We start from the raw sequence: 15,898 nt of genomic DNA on the forward strand, positions 1-15,898 counted from the left end.
TTTATTATGACTTATTACATTGATATTCAAAATGCAACCGATGCGCCTCTGGCAATGGATGAGGCCCAAATAACGCGTTTAGCTTCACTGGCATTAAGAGATTACAAAAAAGAAGCAGAAGTAACTGTTCGCTTTGTTACTCCAGAAGAAATCACGCAATTAAATCGTACATACAGGAAACAAGATAAGCCAACAAATGTCCTGGCCTTTCCAAGTGAATTACCTCCGGAAATTCAACTGGATTTCCCCTTGCTAGGCGATATAATTATTTGCCCCGAGGTATTACTTGCTGAAAGCGAGGAACTCCATAAAACATTAGATGCTCATTGGAGTCTAATACTGATTCATGGAATCCTACACTTATTAGGCTATGATCATATTAAGGATGAAGATGCAGCCGTAATGCAGGCAATAGAAATCAAATTGCTAGCTGAATTAGGTTATACTAATCCTTACGATGCAGAGGGTAATCAACTTGACTAAAGAGGAAGAAAGCGGTTCATGGTTCGCGCGCTTGAAGCATTTTTTACAAGGCGAACCACAAAATCAAGAAGAGCTCGTTAGTTTATTGAGAGACGCTCAAATTCGCTCCCTTATCAATTCAGAAACATTAGCAATGATTGAGGGTGCTATTCTTTTCTCGCAAATGCGTGTTCGAGACATTATGTTGCCGAAAAACCAAATGGTTTGTTTCAAGCAAGATGATGAGTTTAATGATATTATCAAAACAGTGACCCAAACAGGGCATTCTCGCTTTCCGGTAACCGACGAAAATGGAGAAGAAGTCATCGGCATATTGCATGCTAAAGACTTACTACGTTATCAGGCTGATAACAGCAACTCCTTTGATTTACTTGATATTTGTAGGCAAGTGACCTTTGTTCCCGAAAGCAGGCGTCTTGATAGTCTGCTTAGCGAGTTCCGTAGTAATAAAAATCATATGGCAATCGTTGTAGATGAATACGGTGAAGTTTCAGGATTTGTTACTATTGAAGATATAATTGAGCAAATTATTGGAGACATCGAAGACGAATTCGATATCGACGAAGATGCTTATATTAAAGCTCATGACAATGGACATTATATTGTCAAAGCACATACCCCAATTGACGAATTTAATGAACAACTCAATACTAATTTTAGCGATGAAACCTATGATACAATCGGTGGAATTGTGATGAACAGTTTTGGTTACTTACCTACACGTGGAGAAACCATAACTATTGGTTCTTTGGAATTTAAAATTATTAATGCAGATGCACGCCGAATTAAGCTTATAGAGTGCATTGAGAAACGCTCTTAAACCAAGGCATATCATGAATGGAAATATACTTGTTATCGATGATGATACGGAATTAACTGATTTGCTGGCCCAATACTTAGAGCCAGAAGGCTATCATGCCATCTGTGTGCATGATGGTGAAAGTGGCGTCAAAAAAGCGTTAAACCAACCTTTTGATGCCATTATTCTGGATGTAATGCTTCCTAAGTTAAATGGTTTTGAGGTATTAAAATCGATTCGCGAGCATCTTGAAACCCCGGTACTGATGTTAACTGCTCGTGGTGACGACATTGATCGCATTGTTGGCCTGGAAATTGGGGCGGATGACTATTTACCCAAACCTTGCAACCCACGCGAGTTGGTTGCCAGGTTGCGCGCTATTTTAAGACGTACCCAAAAAATACCTGCTTCCAAACCAGTAATCGAGCATCATAACATTGTGGTCGATTGCTCTAAACGCCACGTTACTATGGCGGGACATTACCTTGAATTAACTAATGCAGAATTCAATATTCTTGAAATGTTAATTAAATCACCTGGGCAAGCCTTTTCTAAAGAAGAGCTGACGGAATATGCTTTGGGAAGAAAATACACTGCCTACGACCGCAGTATCGATGTGCACATAAGTAATTTAAGAAACAAATTAGGCGATAATCCGCAGGGCGAACCCATAGTAAAAACAGTACGAGGTTTTGGATATTTATTTAATGCGTAGTTTATACTGGAAAATTTTCTTATCTTTCTGGTTAGCAACCATTCTTATTATTATCACTACCGCTTGGGTTATTAGCCATGTAGCTCAAAAGTCCTCCTTACCTGCCCAAGAACAGCTTTTTATGGATAGCTATGCGAATGCCGCAGTGGCTACTTTTGAATCAGGTGAACATACTGCATTATTAAAATGGTTAAATAAAATTGGCATTTCTCGTCACATGACTATGTTCCTAATTTCGAGTACCGGCGAAATTATTGGCACAGAGGCTCCTCCTGAAAATGTAAAAAAAGTTGCGGAAAACTTACTTAAGGATCAATTAAGTGAAGGCATTTTAAAATCAGGGAAGCTCATTGTCAGCCATGAAATTTTATCCACATCAGGCAAATTCTATCGCCTGGCTGCGGTGAGCGAAAAACCTATTTCTCATTTTGTTGGTATTCCCTGGGCAGGTCTTGCAATACGGCTCATTTTAGCCACATTTATTAGTGGTTTGATTTGCTACTTGCTCTCGCGCTACCTAACCCTACCTTTACGCTCATTAGGTATGGCGGCAAAGTCTATTGCCAAAGGCCAACTAAATACTCGTGTTGGGCAATTAAAGGGGCACCATAAAGACGAAATTGCGCAGTTGAGTGATGAGTTTGATCGCATGGCAGAACAGCTTGAAGCATTAGTTAACTCGAAAGAACGTCTACTTCAGGATATTTCCCATGAGTTAAGATCTCCCCTAGCACGCTTGCAAATTGCGATTGAATTAGGAAGAAATAAAACCAATCAACTCGCAGAAACAGAGTTTAACCGTATGGAACTCGAATGTTCCCGATTAAATGCATTAATTACCGAAGTGTTAGATTTCGCACGTCTGGATAAGTCCACTACGGAGTTGCATCTATCCCTGGTTGACATGCCTGCACTATTAAAAAGCGTGGTTCAAGATGCTAATTATGAATGTAATCATGAGACAAATCGAGTAATTGCAGAATCATTAGAGCCCTGTCAATTATTTGTTGATCAACGCTTAATTCATCGCGCAATTGAAAATATCGTGCGCAATGCCTTGCATTACACTCCCGATACCGAACAAATACGTGTCTCGTTATATCATGATGAAAATAAAGAATGGGTATATATTGATATTAGTGATAAAGGACCTGGCGTTCCTGAGGAACAGCTAGAAAAAATATTTAATCCTTTTTATCGTGTTGATACTGCCCGCGAGAAAAAAACGGGCGGATATGGTTTAGGTTTAGCCATTGCATTTCGTGCCATTCAGTTACATCAAGGCAGCATTAGCGCCGAGAACAACCCTGATGGCGGTTTGCTAGTGCGAATCAAACTAAAAGCAAACTCAATTAATTAACCTAAATTTATTATAGGTTGACTATTTTTAAACCCCTGATTAAAAAAAGGATTAACTTCTTCCAAAGAGAACAAGCCAAACAGAAAGAAGAGGATACAGCTGACGCTGCAAAAATAAAAATATTGCTTATGCTGACAGCATCAAGGCCACGATAATTAGGCTATACTGCTTTTATATGCACTGGACTTCCTTGTCCAATTAAGATACAATGTGCAAGACATAGAGCAATCGGAATAATAACCTGTATGGCGACTACCAAATATTTAGAAAAAACGAGTGGCCCTCTTTTCTTTACCGGCTTTATAGCATCGAAGCTTCAATACGTGCCCTTTGCCGCTGCCGCTGCTGCTTTCCGATTTCTGTCATTAGGTCTATATCTTGTTGCGTATAGCTTCTGGTTTGCCGCAAGCTATAACCAACCTGAGCACGAACGAGCTCATAAAGAGTGGTATGGTTTTGCTCAAATTAAAGAACAATTTCTGTTTTCATCATTAGCTGGCTTTATCGCAACCGCTGTAAGTGTTGCCGCTATTTTCGTACCTGCCCTATTTCCGCCAGCAGCCTGGCTTTTTGTTCTAGGAAACACCCTATGGACTATAGGTGAATACCATAAACTGAATAACCCACCTAAAGACCAGGATTTTTCCTACTCACAGCAAGAAGCTTATACATCCTATGCTTTATCTACATCAATTATCAGTGTGATCAGTGCCATTTCCGCTACGATAATGTTTTTCTTTCCACCAATTACCATGGCTCTTTCTATATTCACCATTCTTGTTTGTGCAGGTTTTGGTGTTTTAGCTTGTGAGTATTTATTAGACTACAATTTTGGTGACCATCCGACAACCTTTACCTCATCAGCTGATGCAATGGAAAAGGGTTTAGGCGCAAGCATAACACCCCAAAATGACCTCACGAATACCAAGGAACCAGTACATACCAAACAAATCTTCCAAGATGCATCTCCTGGGGTGCCAGAGAATTTAAATCAAGTAGTTGATGAGAACAGAGATTTAAACCATCTAGCCATAAAATAACTTCTGCTCTATAATCTAGCCTTTTCAATTTTATTCAGGCAAGAGATAAATGGACCCAGTAGTTGCGAAAATGATTTCCAAAGCCCATGATGTACTTGCGCACTCGTATGCGCCCTACTCTAAGTTTACTGTGGCGTGCTGTATTCGTACTGAAAATGATAATTTTTATACAGGAACCAATGTTGAAAATGGCTCCTACAGTTTAACCGTTTGCGCAGAAACATCTGCTATTTCAGCAATGGTTACGGCCGGAGAACAGCGCATTAAAAGTATGGTCGTACTCGCTGGAACAAATACGTTATGTTCTCCTTGTGGCGCATGCCGTCAAAGGATTCATGAGTTTTCAGCACCGGATACAATGATACATCTTTGTACTAAAGATTCAGTCATTCGGAGTATTACCGTAAAAGAACTCTTGCCCTTAGCTTTTGATTTTAACCCCTAATAGGATAATTTGTATGATGAACACTGCAGCAAAGCAGAGCTATCCCCATTTAGCAGCGGACTATATTAAAAAACTACATCCTTCATTCAAAGCAACCGTTGCTGTTGTTTTAGGCTCAGGTTTAGGCCAATTTGCTGATGAGTTACAAGACTCTGTTCGTATTAGTTTTAACGATCTACCTGGATTTCCTAAAATCACCGTACATGGCCATGGCGGAAATTTAATTTTAGGGTATTGGAACGGTGTGGGTGTTGTTTGCTTGCAAGGAAGAGCTCATACCTATGAAGGCCTAGAAAATTATGAAACAGTAAAAACTTATGTCCGCACCTTAAAGCTCTTAGGATGTACATATTTTATTGCTACAAATGCGTCTGGCTCCTTAAGAGAAGACGTTGGGCCAGGTGAGCTAATGTTAATCAATGACCATATTAACTTGCAACCACATAATCCCTTAATTGGTCCTAATGAGGAGGAATTTGGTCCGCGATTCTATCCTCTAGACAATGCTTATGATAAAACCATGCGTCAAGACTTACACGCCATGGCGAAAAAACTATCAATTAAGCTTGCAGAAGGTGTTTATATTTCCGTATTAGGTCCTCATTATGAAACGGCAGCCGAAATTAGAGCCTTTAAAGTTTTAGGCGCAGATGCAGTTGGAATGTCTACAGTGCCAGAAGTCCTCGTAGCGAATCATTGTGGCATGCAGGTAGCCGTTATTGCCACTATTACTAACCTGGCTACAGGCTTAGCTCAAACAGCCCACAGCCATGATGCGGTTGTTGAAATGGCTGCTAATGCCGCTAAACAACTTAATAGACTGCTAAAAGAATACATTGCAGGACTCAAGTGATTTTAGAATCATCATTAAATGAGGTTATCGAATTATTACTCAGCGCTCAAGGTCAACCTGTAATTAGTGCTGAGTGCTTAATTCGTACACTTGACCTCACCTTATTAGATGAACAGGCCTCTGTTGACTCTCTGGCTCAATTAAAGCGCAATGCCTGTACAAGCCAGGTTGCGGCCGTATGTGTCTATAGTAAACATCTGTCACTATTTCCCCAGCTTGGTACTATTGAGTTAGCTACCGTGGTTAATTTTCCAGAAGGTAACCAGGAACTTAATTCTGTTTTAGAGTCAATATATAGAGCTATAGAACTTAATGCCACAGAAATAGATTACGTACTGCCCTATCAATCATATTTGGAAGGTAGAAAGGATAAGGCATTAACTCAGTGCCAGGCCGTTATCGACTTATGCAGGAAAGAGAATCGCACCTTAAAAATAATACTGGAAACCGGGGCTTTTTCTGAACTCCAACGTATTTATGAGGTAAGTCATCAGTTAATTGATCTTGGCTGTAATTTTCTAAAAACATCCACCGGAAAAATACCCCAGGGAGCCTCTTTACCTGCTGTATTCACAGTTCTAACGGCTATAAAAGATTCAAATTCACACTGTGGTATTAAAATATCAGGTGGAGTAAAAACGCCAATCCAGGCTATTAATTACGCAAAACTAGCCGAATTAATTATAAGAAAACCTATCGATAAAAGTTGGTTTCGTATTGGTGCAAGTAGCCTATTGACCGAATTAAACAATTCCTTGCTAAGATGACAGGCTCTCAAAAGCTTAAGTGAGCGCTATTATTTTATAAAAAATACTCCATCACCAAGCCATAAATACTGAGTGCCTTTAATAGCAATAAATGGTTAAATTCGCTAGAATGCCCTAGCAATCAATGAGCAATTCTTGGAGTATATTTACCATGAAAAATAATTCCCTAGTTAAGTTTCTTTTAGTGGCTGTTTTAGGACTGGCCTTAAGCAGTTGTAAAACCACACCTCCTGGAGAATATGATGCTAATGAAGTAGGCAAAATTAAAAAAGTTATTCCCGGCACTATTATCTCCAAGCGTACAGTTAATTTGCACCGACAAAGTGCTGCAAAAAGTTCATCAAGTGGAGACTTTGTTGATAATGGATACAATCAGACACGTGGAGTTGAGTACGTTATTAAATTAAAATCTGGTGGTATAATTTCTGTTGTTCAATCCGAAGATCTGAACTTAAAAAATAAGCAAAAGATTTTGGTAATTTACGGCAAACACACCCGTGTAGTTGCTGATAATGGAAGTGAAACATTTTAACTTCCAAGTAGTTTAAAGATGTCATCCATCCATTAGCAAGGGATGACATCTTTTTGGATACTTACCTTAGTTCAAATTGCGTAGGCTGATTCTCAGAAAACTGGCTTAGTGCTTTCGCTAAAACAAAATTATCATACTTTGACTTTAATAATTCAGCGATAAGAGTGGATTGTTTCCCAGCTATCCCTTCTTCTTTTATTGCCTTCGTAATAAAAAGAATAAACTGATTAAATAGCGCATCTAATTGCTCTGGCTTCGTACTCAAATAGGTTTCAACTTCCCGAATATTATCTTTAATTGCATTAACGAAAATCTCATGCGCATTTATAGCCTGAGACACCATAGAAGTGGCGAAATGCTTATTATCATTAATCATTCGTGGATTATGCCGATAAAGAGATTTCATTCTACTAATAGCGACTTGGTGTTGAGGGTTTAATTTTAAAACTGCACTATAAAGTGAATAAGCAGTTATAGGAAGATTTTTAAAAGGTAAGTCTTTGCTTTTATAGTAAAAATCAGAAAAAACTGATAATAAATTTGCTAAGAATCCAGTATTATTGTAATTTTCAGCAATATGAAACATCGCTTTCTTAAAGGCTTTATGGTGGCCCAGAGGAGTCACTGTTGTAGTTTGGGCTGCCCGAGCTGACGGCACAAAAAATGTGTTGGCGAACAATGAAGTAGTTGGCACAACGTGTGCAGATACTTCCGATGCTTCCAACTGCATAGGCGTTGCCGTTGGCCTATTTCGTTCAAGTGTAGAATCCATCGGCACTACATCTGATGTATAAAAGGGCTCTTCTAAATCCATAACATCAACTTTTCTGAATTTTGCCTGGCTATCCATTGCAACATCAGGAACTTCCGTAGAAGTAGCCATGTGGAGCTCTTCCTCCTCTTCGTCGATAATAATTCGCCTACGTTTTTCTATTTTTTTAGGGATTTTTACTTCTTCATTATCCACTGGCAAACGAGCCATTAGTTTGCGAAGATCGGCGATTAGCTCGCTCTCTTCATCTATATCCGTAGTAACTTTTATTAACACATTACATTGCCTAGCAAGTTCATGAGCGGCTGAATCATTGTTTTCAACAGCAACTAAAAGCTCATACCCTAGCAGTTCTAATTTATATTGAGCAGATAGCTCTAGCTCATGCACAGAGTTATTTTGGATGTAGTTCGTGATTCGCGTAAGAATGCGTTTGTTTTTCTCGCAATGAAAGGCGCGTTCTAAAAGATTTAAATAGCCGATATGTAATTCAGCTTCAATCTCCTCACCCGCCTTATCAAAATTATCCATGGCGCGTTTTAGCCAAGTTAAAGCGATTAAAAATTGTTTTTCTGTCGGGGTCTTTTTAGCCCTATCAAGCCAATCGATTAACCTATCACTAACCGCCTCAGCAGCCAGAGCAACAGCAGAATAAACCATATTCAATCGTTCAGGAGTAGTCTGAGAACCGGTAAATCGTTGAATACTAGTATTATCACAAACCACCTGTAGCTCTTGAAGAGCGCTGCTAATCTCCTTCCATGCTTGAGTTATTTCGGGATAATTTAATTTGCCTTTAAGCGAAGCTCTAAGCAGATCTGTGGCACAAACAACCACATCGCTAAGTACATATGCCAATGCATCGTTAAAGGCTCTATTGGCAGTAAAATTTCGCTGAGCTGCAATTTGCTGCAGATTCTCGAGGCCTTTTTTATAGTATTTTAATGCCGCTGCAAAATCATGTTCATTATATTTAATATCGCCATTGACCTGCTCTTTACTACCAAAGTAATACGTCATGATAAATAAATACTCAAAAAAAGAAAGCATCCTACCATATGACCTACTTCTGATCAATTAAGTATTTAACACAAAGTACTGACTTAGATATATTTGTAAGATTACAAAACAGTTGCTAATGCAAGCCACATGAATGCGCCATAATAAACGCTAATGATAAATGCTCTGAAGCATTGCGATCGCTCACGTTTGCGTATTAATTTCTGCTGATACAGCAAAACCATGCCCGCTGCAAACCAAAAACCATAAAAACCAATGCTGTTTACCTTGTTGCTTAATGCCCAGTAAAACCATAAACCATGTAATAAACATTGCAAAAGGCCAATAATAAAACGATCATAACTGGCAAAATAGATCGCAGTAGATTTTACACCTATGCGTAAATCATCTTCCTTGTCAGTCATCGCATACATCGTGTCATAAGCCACAATCCAAGCAAAGTTCAACAGAAATAATAAAGTACATTCAGCATTTAAGGGTACATTAGAAGCCATATAAGCCATGGGAATACCCATGGAAAAGGCTAAGCCAAGAATGAACTGTGGTGCGCTTAAAAATCGCTTACAAAACGGATAAAGAATTGAAATGAATAAAGCAATCACGCCTAAATACCAACAAGCCAATGGTAAACTTAGTAAGATAAACAATGCAGCAAACAGTAAGATAAATAAGACGCCCAGGGCCTCTTTTAGGCTTATTTCTCCCGAGGTTAATGGACGTAATTTTGTTCGTGCAACGTGTTTATCAATATTGCGATCCGCAATATCATTCATCACACAGCCAGCAGCACGCATTAATAAGGTACCGGTTAAAAATAAAACAAATAACTTCAATGAGGGCATCCCTTTGTTTGCTAGCCATAAAGCCCAGGCCGTAGGAAACCAAAGCAATAAAATTCCTACTGGCTTATCAAAACGCATAAGCCGCCAGTATGCAGTCCACTTCATGGAGTAATCTCCCCTAATTCAGGAAACATAATTTCTACTAAATAAAATGATTCTTTTTCCATAAATAAAAATTCAGCGATACGAACCCAAAGAACATCTCTAATGGTTGGAATGTATTTTTTAACCCAATAAAACTCCACACATTGATCATCTACAGGATAATTAATGGAATTAATACGTTTTACTTGCGCCATATTAAAAATCAAATTTTTAACTGACTCTTTACGTAAGCGGCCAAAAAACTCGGTATCTAAATCATAACAACGTTGAGGAATGATAGTTCGTGCATACCAATAAGGTACATTATAGCTCTTCATGAGGATTTCCCGTTGAAAAACGGAGGCATCACGCACATCAAGCAAACTTTTAGACCAAAAATCGGTTCTCACCCATTGCTGAGACAATAACTCAATTTGAGCATCCCCTTGCGTATCACGTAATTTATCAGTTAAGGAGTGTTTATAATTCACCCACTCTAAAAACTTTCTAGAGCACTCGGCTTTCAGTGAAAAGATAAGGCGTGTATTAATTGGCATGAATTTAGATCAGCTATATGGTGATTCGTCATCATTTTACCAAAATTAATGATTTAGCGACAAGTTATTGATTCTCTTATTCACTTTAAGTTGCAATTTATCTTTCTAACCAATGCTTTTTGGTGAAATACTTTTCAAGAAAGGTCACATAGTGTAAAGTATGCTCAATCCTATAACACAAAGATAACCAATGCCACAAATCATCGATCCCAGGAATCTTTCCCAGCAAAATGCCAAAAAACTTCAGGCTTTTTTTGATTCCCAACTAAAGCGAGGGATAAAGGTTTGGCAAAAAGGGCAAATTTATATTTTTGCAGATGGATCTAGTTTTGAATTTTCATCCGATGTAATTTGGCGTCAGCGTAAAGAAGGAAAAAGTGGGGTTCGTTATGAATTTATAAGTGAGCGTCTCTTGGGTAAAGGAGCATTTGGGGAAGTTTATGAGATCGAGGGTACCTTCGCCCTCAATAATGATTCTTTTCAATTTAAAGAGCAAGGAGCTAAGGGAAAGAAAAGAGCTGTAAAAATACAATTTCACAATACTTTTTTACCGAAACAAGTAGTTTTGCGGGAATACGATTTATCCACGAAGACCACTCATCTTGCTGTTAAAAAACCCACATTAGGAGGTTGGAAAAATAATTCTGCAAGTTTTACGGTACTAAACAAACTCCCTGGTCGAGAGCTAGCTTCTATTCTTCAAGATGATTTAGCCGGTACGCAAATTTTAACAGTGAATGACCGTATTGAGTTAAGTAAAGCCTTGTTAAAGGTCTTGAAGGAACAGGTAACTGATAAAGGTATTATCCATAGAGATATAAAGCCAGAAAACATTTTAGTAGATATGAGCACCAAACCATTTTCTCTAAACATTATTGATTTTGGTCTCAGTACAGCGGCAGCCTCCCCTGATGGGGAATATCCTGGAACACCTCTTTATAAAGCGCCAGAAATATGGGATGAAACGTCGCAAAGCTGTAAAGCTGATGTTTTTTCTATGGCACGAGTTATTGCCGAATTATGGAATGATAAGACTCTTTCAATGCTGATGACAGTTGGCACCTATTCCTATGCTAAAACTAACGCCCATCAAGTGGATTTAAATACTTTATTTTCCGATATTAAAGACTTAGATGAGGAAAATAGCTCTATTATTCGAGCTGCACTTAAAGGAATGTTCCATCCCCATAGTAACCAACGTTTTTCCATTGATGAGGCTATAGAGCATTTTTCTCATGTTCATACCTCCGAAGAAAAAGCCAATAATGCCATTCTTACTAAAGCTTATCCTCAAAGTATGAATCGAATAGAGGCTGCCCTGACCCAAGTAAAAATTTTGAAAAAGCAAGAAGAGGCCTTAATAAAAAGAGGACATGGTAAGGTAGCTAAGACCCTCAATCATTTGATTGCTGAGATTCAAGACAAAATGGAAAAACTAAAATATATGTCTATTATGGAATATAATCAAAACGTTGAATCATATACTAAGCATTGCCAAACATTAATAAATACAAATAAAGAGATTTTTGCTCATCATAGAAATGTTAACTATATCTTAGCAAATATTGCATTAGCGATTGCAGGGCTTGGGGTACTATATCTGACCGCAGGTTTAATGAATCTAGCAGTTACCAAAGGTAATAACTTTTTGTTTTTTAAAGAAACCAAAACCTGTTCATTAGTTAGTAAAATGAAAGAAAATTTGGATGAAATGGAGGAATCGATACAGCAAGAACACATTTCGTCAGTGATTGAGCTCAACCTCTGAGTATATCATCCGTTTAGTTTGGGGCACTTTCGTAAGCATTCACGAGATATTTAAATTTCGTCATTGCAAACCATGGCGAAGCAACCCAGAACAATGCTTCGTTAAGACTCAGTACTGGGTTGCTTCACTTTGTTCGCAATGACAGAAGTGAACGTTTACTCACTTTCTCTAACTCTACCCAGGCGATTCAAAATAATTTCTGTGCGCTTATCATAATCTCTACTCGTCAGAATAAAACGACCATTACACATCGCATTAGCCGGATTATTAGAAAAAATAATCCTATTTCCAGGACGCGCACCAATCCATGACAACTGCCAACCTGGATGATGCCATTGCCATTGATATAATTGTTCTATTTTATTGCTCTTTCTCGTAAACAGTTGTATCCCATTGGCCCAATTTAAAGAGTCATCTATAGGTGCAAGGTAAACGGTACTATTTAAAATAAGCGTTTGAGTTTTCGCATACTGTATTGAGTTTTTTAATTCATCAATGAATGTTTGCCGCTCATTTTTATGTAAAAAATAGGAATAAGATGCAATTGCAATTAGAGATAAGCCAAGAAATAACATCATGGTGATTAACAATTCAAGTAATGTAAATCCCTTTAACTTCATGATATAGAATTTAGGATACCAACTGCTTAATTTCACTAAGAACCTTAAAAACCGTTCTTTTTTCCCGGGGATTGCTTAGCACGTAATCCAAATCCAGGGTATTAAAGAGGATGGATTGCTCCTGGGTAAACACTTGTTCCTGGCTTACACCAAATACCAAGGTTGCCAAGGAGGCACAAGCCATGTCACGAGGCTGCAATCCTATTTTTTGGGCAGAAATAACAGTAAACTCGTCATCATTCAAATTCAGATACTCTATCATCTGCTGTAACAAGAATTCCGCTTTCACACTTAGCGTTGAGGAAACAAATACAGCCAGCTTTACTGCATTGGAGAGCACTTGAGCTTGTTCTTGCTCCTCTCTCTTAATCCAAGGTCTAATTCCAATTTGGTTTAGATAGTAAAGCGTCAGGCTACTGTACATAAATTAGACTCATACAAAAAATTTAGTATATCTTGAAATACATGTTCAGTCAGTACATTCACACATTAAAACCCGTTAAATGTGGCACCTCATCCGAAAAATCCTCATAATCTTCACAATATTCTCCATTAACAACTCTTTGCAAAGGTTCATCTCCTCTGCTTAATGAGTTCAATAAGCCAGTCGCCACAGAGGCTGAGTAGTTATTTAACACATTTAATACTCGCAAGCTTTGGACAAACGATAAATCCCAATGCGCATAAAATTCATTTCGGTATATAGGACGATTACTTTTAAATACCGTGGCCACCGCTGTAAATGCATCATAAACCTCTTGTCGCGGGTTGTCTTGTAATTCCTTAAGTAAATTAATCACTATATGGAGCATGATATTAATTGGCTGCTTTAACTTCATTAAATATTCAAGACTTACAAAAGGAGTTTGTAGCGTAAAAGCATGCCTGGCTTGCTCAAAAAGACGTTTATCGGCATTATCTTTTAATAAATCTGAGCTTAACATTAGAAAAATTGGATACACAGCAAGCAGCACTTTATGATGTTCATTATGCATTGCAGGTCGCGGTTCTTGAGGTATTGCATTACCAAAGAATGTTAGGGAGTTGTCCTCTACGAGCTTTTCATTTTTTGGCGAAGCCTGGACTTTGGGATGAAAATATAAGGCCCTTAATTCATGAATTTGACTTATTATTCCTGACTTATTAGGTAGGTTTGCCTCCAGTGCGATATGACTAATTTGCTCAAACCAATGAAAATCCCCACGGTAGCAGCAATAAGATAATAAATCGCCAATACAAGTAAACTTAGAGTACATGTACTCATCATTTTCAAAACCTTCCTCTTCACTACAGATATAGCGTGCTTTTAAATGACTCATTGTTGCTTCATATCCTGCCTGAATCATTTTATTCCTATTTTCTTCATCAACCGTAAAGGATGTAGTAGAAACATTATTCACATTAATCACAATTGATTGAGATGAATATTTACGTAATTTTAAACGATCTTGCTCCCAGCCACTTGCAGGATCATCCACACCGGTAAGTACTCGATAGCCCCAATTCATGAAAAAATGTTCTTTATAAACCCGCTCTACCATACGATCTATTGCAGTTCGCTCCGTTCCATTATCAAACTGAACAGCCAAAACCTTTAAATTATTGCCATATTCTGATTCCAGCAAAGTGGAATGATCATCGAAGAATGCCTCTGTTGGAAAGTTAGTTAAAATTCCTCCATCGTTGTGTTCATCACCATCTAAGACTGTAGAACGATAAACGATGGGAAAGCTTGCGGAAATTTTAACTGCTTCACTTACTTCAAAATCAGGTGAATGCTTTAATGAAAAATAACGTGTTTTTCCTAGTCGTTTATTGGTTGCAGTTACCACAAGCTCTTGGCCCAAACCACAATCTGGAACGGTCTGTCTTATTGCCTCAAGTGTTGCAAAAGTAATTTTTCCTTGCGGATATGGAATATTATATTTGGAAACAATTTGGTTTAATTTATAAGTAATTGCATAATCAAGAGCTGTCTTTAACGAATGCGGATCAGACATACCATTCATATCAATGTCAAAATGAACTAAATGCTCCTGTTTGAAGTTTTGGAAAAACTCAGTGATTTCATTTGCGGTATAGCCTAAATAACAAAGTAAGGCCATAATCGCTCCAGCAGAGCTCCCGGCAAATTTTGTAGGATGAATTTGTGCCTCATTGAGTGCCTTCCAAAAGCCCACATGCCCGTAAATCTTAGCCCCACCGCCACAGTAAACAATATTATCAATATTGGGGCGCTTTTCTTTAACCAAAATTTCATGGGTCTTGCTATAGTATTCAATTTGTACAGTATCGTCCTGATATAAAGAAACTAAATGATTGCCCTTAACCACACTACTTTTCGTTTTACTTGCCTCTGCAGCACCTGGAATTATCCAACTCCATAAGCGCACATACCATGGCTGGTGCGCTAAGTAGCGTTGCATGCTTCGATAATCATACATTTGGGCCAAACGCTCTTGCATATTCGAAACATAGACGGAATGGGGGTGGGGATTTTTGCAAATTGGTTCAAAATCTAAGGCTTGTATGTCTTTATGAATTAACTGATCAACAAGCTGTTCAGTAATAAAGACTCTCTTCGTATTACCTAATGGGTCTTTTTGTGAATCGTTTGGGTCATGGTATTTGGTATCATTACCAGGGACCAGAAACTGATCAAAACCAATTAAAATGCCATGTTTACCATGACACATTTCCACACCAACTAATTGGTAGTTTAAAGAAATATTTAAGTCCGCTATTTTCCAATATTCAGAATAGCGCTTATTGATCCAGCTTTTGATAATTCCCCACCAGTTCAAAAATGCTTCTGCAGTAAAACCACGATACTCATTAACTGTTGCCCCTCTAAAATGGGCTCGTGTCTTATCTTTTTGATGTGGCTCCAAAAGCCATTGGGTAAACAACTTTCTTTTTTCTTCACTCAAACGAGTAAAGTCAAACATTATATTTTCACTATCAAAAAGATAGCTTGCTAAGGAAATTTTATTATCTGGGGGCAATCCATTAATTTGTAAGCGGCCTAATTGAGCGGTGATAATAATTTTCTTTAATAAGTCCAGATTTTTAGGGTATTTGGTGTCTGATTCTAGTAGTTGGCTTATTACATGTTGTGGTGTCATCACTTAGCTCCCGAGTATGAAAGTCCTTTCCATAAACATCTGGATAATCTTTTGTGTTTTGGCTCCTGATAATTAATTTTTATATTTATCAATCCCTTCCTGGGAATTCTAAATAC

Annotated in this window: 16 protein-coding genes; 10 read left to right on the top strand and 6 right to left on the bottom strand. The window is 38.1% G+C overall.

Annotated features, from left to right (window positions below; all coding sequences use genetic code 11):
- Positions 1 to 6: 6 nt before the first annotated feature.
- The 9 genes from ybeY (at position 7) to BN3124_RS13290 (ending at position 6,994) form a co-directional block, all read left to right on the top strand.
- Positions 7 to 483 (top strand): rRNA maturation RNase YbeY, encoded by a 477-nt coding sequence (gene ybeY / locus BN3124_RS13250; RefSeq protein WP_058535907.1) that lies wholly within the window; start codon positions 7 to 9, stop codon positions 481 to 483.
- On the top strand, positions 458 to 1,303 hold the full coding sequence (locus BN3124_RS13255) for an HlyC/CorC family transporter (protein WP_149865269.1): 846 nt from the start codon (positions 458 to 460) through the stop codon (positions 1,301 to 1,303). The genes ybeY and BN3124_RS13255 overlap by 26 nt, the downstream gene beginning before the upstream one ends.
- Before the next feature lie 13 nt (positions 1,304 to 1,316).
- Positions 1,317 to 1,997: a two-component system response regulator CpxR gene (gene cpxR, locus BN3124_RS13260; protein WP_058535257.1), complete on the top strand. Its 681-nt coding sequence runs from the start codon at positions 1,317 to 1,319 to the stop codon at positions 1,995 to 1,997.
- On the top strand, positions 1,990 to 3,357 hold the full coding sequence (cpxA, locus tag BN3124_RS13265) for a two-component system sensor histidine kinase CpxA (protein WP_058535258.1): 1,368 nt from the start codon (positions 1,990 to 1,992) through the stop codon (positions 3,355 to 3,357). Before cpxR ends, cpxA begins: the two co-directional genes overlap by 8 nt.
- Before the next feature lie 245 nt (positions 3,358 to 3,602).
- Positions 3,603 to 4,397, top strand: coding sequence for a hypothetical protein (locus BN3124_RS13270; protein WP_058535259.1), 795 nt, complete (start codon positions 3,603 to 3,605; stop codon positions 4,395 to 4,397).
- A 49-nt stretch (positions 4,398 to 4,446) separates the two neighbouring features.
- Positions 4,447 to 4,842, top strand: a complete 396-nt coding sequence (cdd, locus tag BN3124_RS13275; RefSeq protein WP_058535260.1) for a cytidine deaminase — start codon at positions 4,447 to 4,449, stop codon at positions 4,840 to 4,842.
- 13 nt (positions 4,843 to 4,855) lie between these two features.
- A complete protein-coding gene (locus tag BN3124_RS13280) occupies positions 4,856 to 5,695 on the top strand; it encodes a purine-nucleoside phosphorylase (RefSeq protein WP_058535261.1) in 840 nt (279 codons plus the stop codon).
- Entirely contained in the window at positions 5,692 to 6,462 is a 771-nt protein-coding gene (gene deoC / locus BN3124_RS13285; protein WP_058535262.1) for a deoxyribose-phosphate aldolase, read from the top strand. The genes BN3124_RS13280 and deoC overlap by 4 nt, the downstream gene beginning before the upstream one ends.
- A 151-nt stretch (positions 6,463 to 6,613) precedes the next feature.
- The gene (locus BN3124_RS13290; RefSeq protein ID WP_058535263.1) at positions 6,614 to 6,994 is read left to right on the top strand and encodes a metallophosphoesterase family protein; all 381 of its coding nucleotides are present in this window, start codon (positions 6,614 to 6,616) and stop codon (positions 6,992 to 6,994) included.
- Between the two features lie 61 nt (positions 6,995 to 7,055).
- Here BN3124_RS13290 and BN3124_RS13295 read toward each other — a convergent pair whose 3' ends face one another.
- The 3 genes from BN3124_RS13295 to BN3124_RS13305 form a co-directional block, all read right to left on the bottom strand.
- Positions 7,056 to 8,786, bottom strand: coding sequence for a hypothetical protein (locus tag BN3124_RS13295; protein WP_058535264.1), 1,731 nt, complete (start codon positions 8,784 to 8,786; stop codon positions 7,056 to 7,058).
- A 101-nt stretch (positions 8,787 to 8,887) separates the two neighbouring features.
- Positions 8,888 to 9,733: a 4-hydroxybenzoate octaprenyltransferase gene (gene ubiA / locus BN3124_RS13300; protein ID WP_078061562.1), complete on the bottom strand. Its 846-nt coding sequence runs from the start codon at positions 9,731 to 9,733 to the stop codon at positions 8,888 to 8,890.
- Complete coding sequence (locus tag BN3124_RS13305; RefSeq protein ID WP_058535265.1) at positions 9,730 to 10,269, bottom strand: chorismate--pyruvate lyase family protein; 540 nt, start codon at positions 10,267 to 10,269, stop codon at positions 9,730 to 9,732. Before BN3124_RS13305 ends, ubiA begins: the two co-directional genes overlap by 4 nt.
- A 190-nt stretch (positions 10,270 to 10,459) precedes the next feature.
- Here BN3124_RS13305 and legK1 point away from each other — a divergent pair, with 190 nt between their 5' ends.
- Positions 10,460 to 12,037, top strand: coding sequence for a Dot/Icm T4SS effector kinase LegK1 (gene legK1, locus BN3124_RS13310; protein WP_058535266.1), 1,578 nt, complete (start codon positions 10,460 to 10,462; stop codon positions 12,035 to 12,037).
- Positions 12,038 to 12,192: 155 nt separating this feature from the next.
- On the opposite strand, the gene BN3124_RS13315 is transcribed toward legK1, so the two are convergent.
- Genes BN3124_RS13315 through vpdC form a run of 3 tightly spaced genes read right to left on the bottom strand, consistent with a single transcriptional unit; the run spans position 12,193 to position 15,782 of the window.
- Entirely contained in the window at positions 12,193 to 12,693 is a 501-nt protein-coding gene (locus BN3124_RS13315) for a GspH/FimT family pseudopilin (RefSeq protein ID WP_230849145.1), read from the bottom strand.
- Positions 12,668 to 13,081, bottom strand: coding sequence for a DNA polymerase III subunit psi (locus tag BN3124_RS13320; RefSeq protein ID WP_058535268.1), 414 nt, complete (start codon positions 13,079 to 13,081; stop codon positions 12,668 to 12,670). The genes BN3124_RS13315 and BN3124_RS13320 overlap by 26 nt, the downstream gene beginning before the upstream one ends.
- 58 nt (positions 13,082 to 13,139) lie before the next feature.
- Positions 13,140 to 15,782: a Dot/Icm T4SS effector VpdC gene (gene vpdC / locus BN3124_RS13325; protein ID WP_058535269.1), complete on the bottom strand. Its 2,643-nt coding sequence runs from the start codon at positions 15,780 to 15,782 to the stop codon at positions 13,140 to 13,142.
- Between the last annotated feature and the right edge of the window lie 116 nt (positions 15,783 to 15,898).

This window comes from Legionella saoudiensis (genome assembly GCF_001465875.1).
GTDB classification, from domain to species: Bacteria; Pseudomonadota; Gammaproteobacteria; order Legionellales; family Legionellaceae; genus Legionella; species Legionella saoudiensis.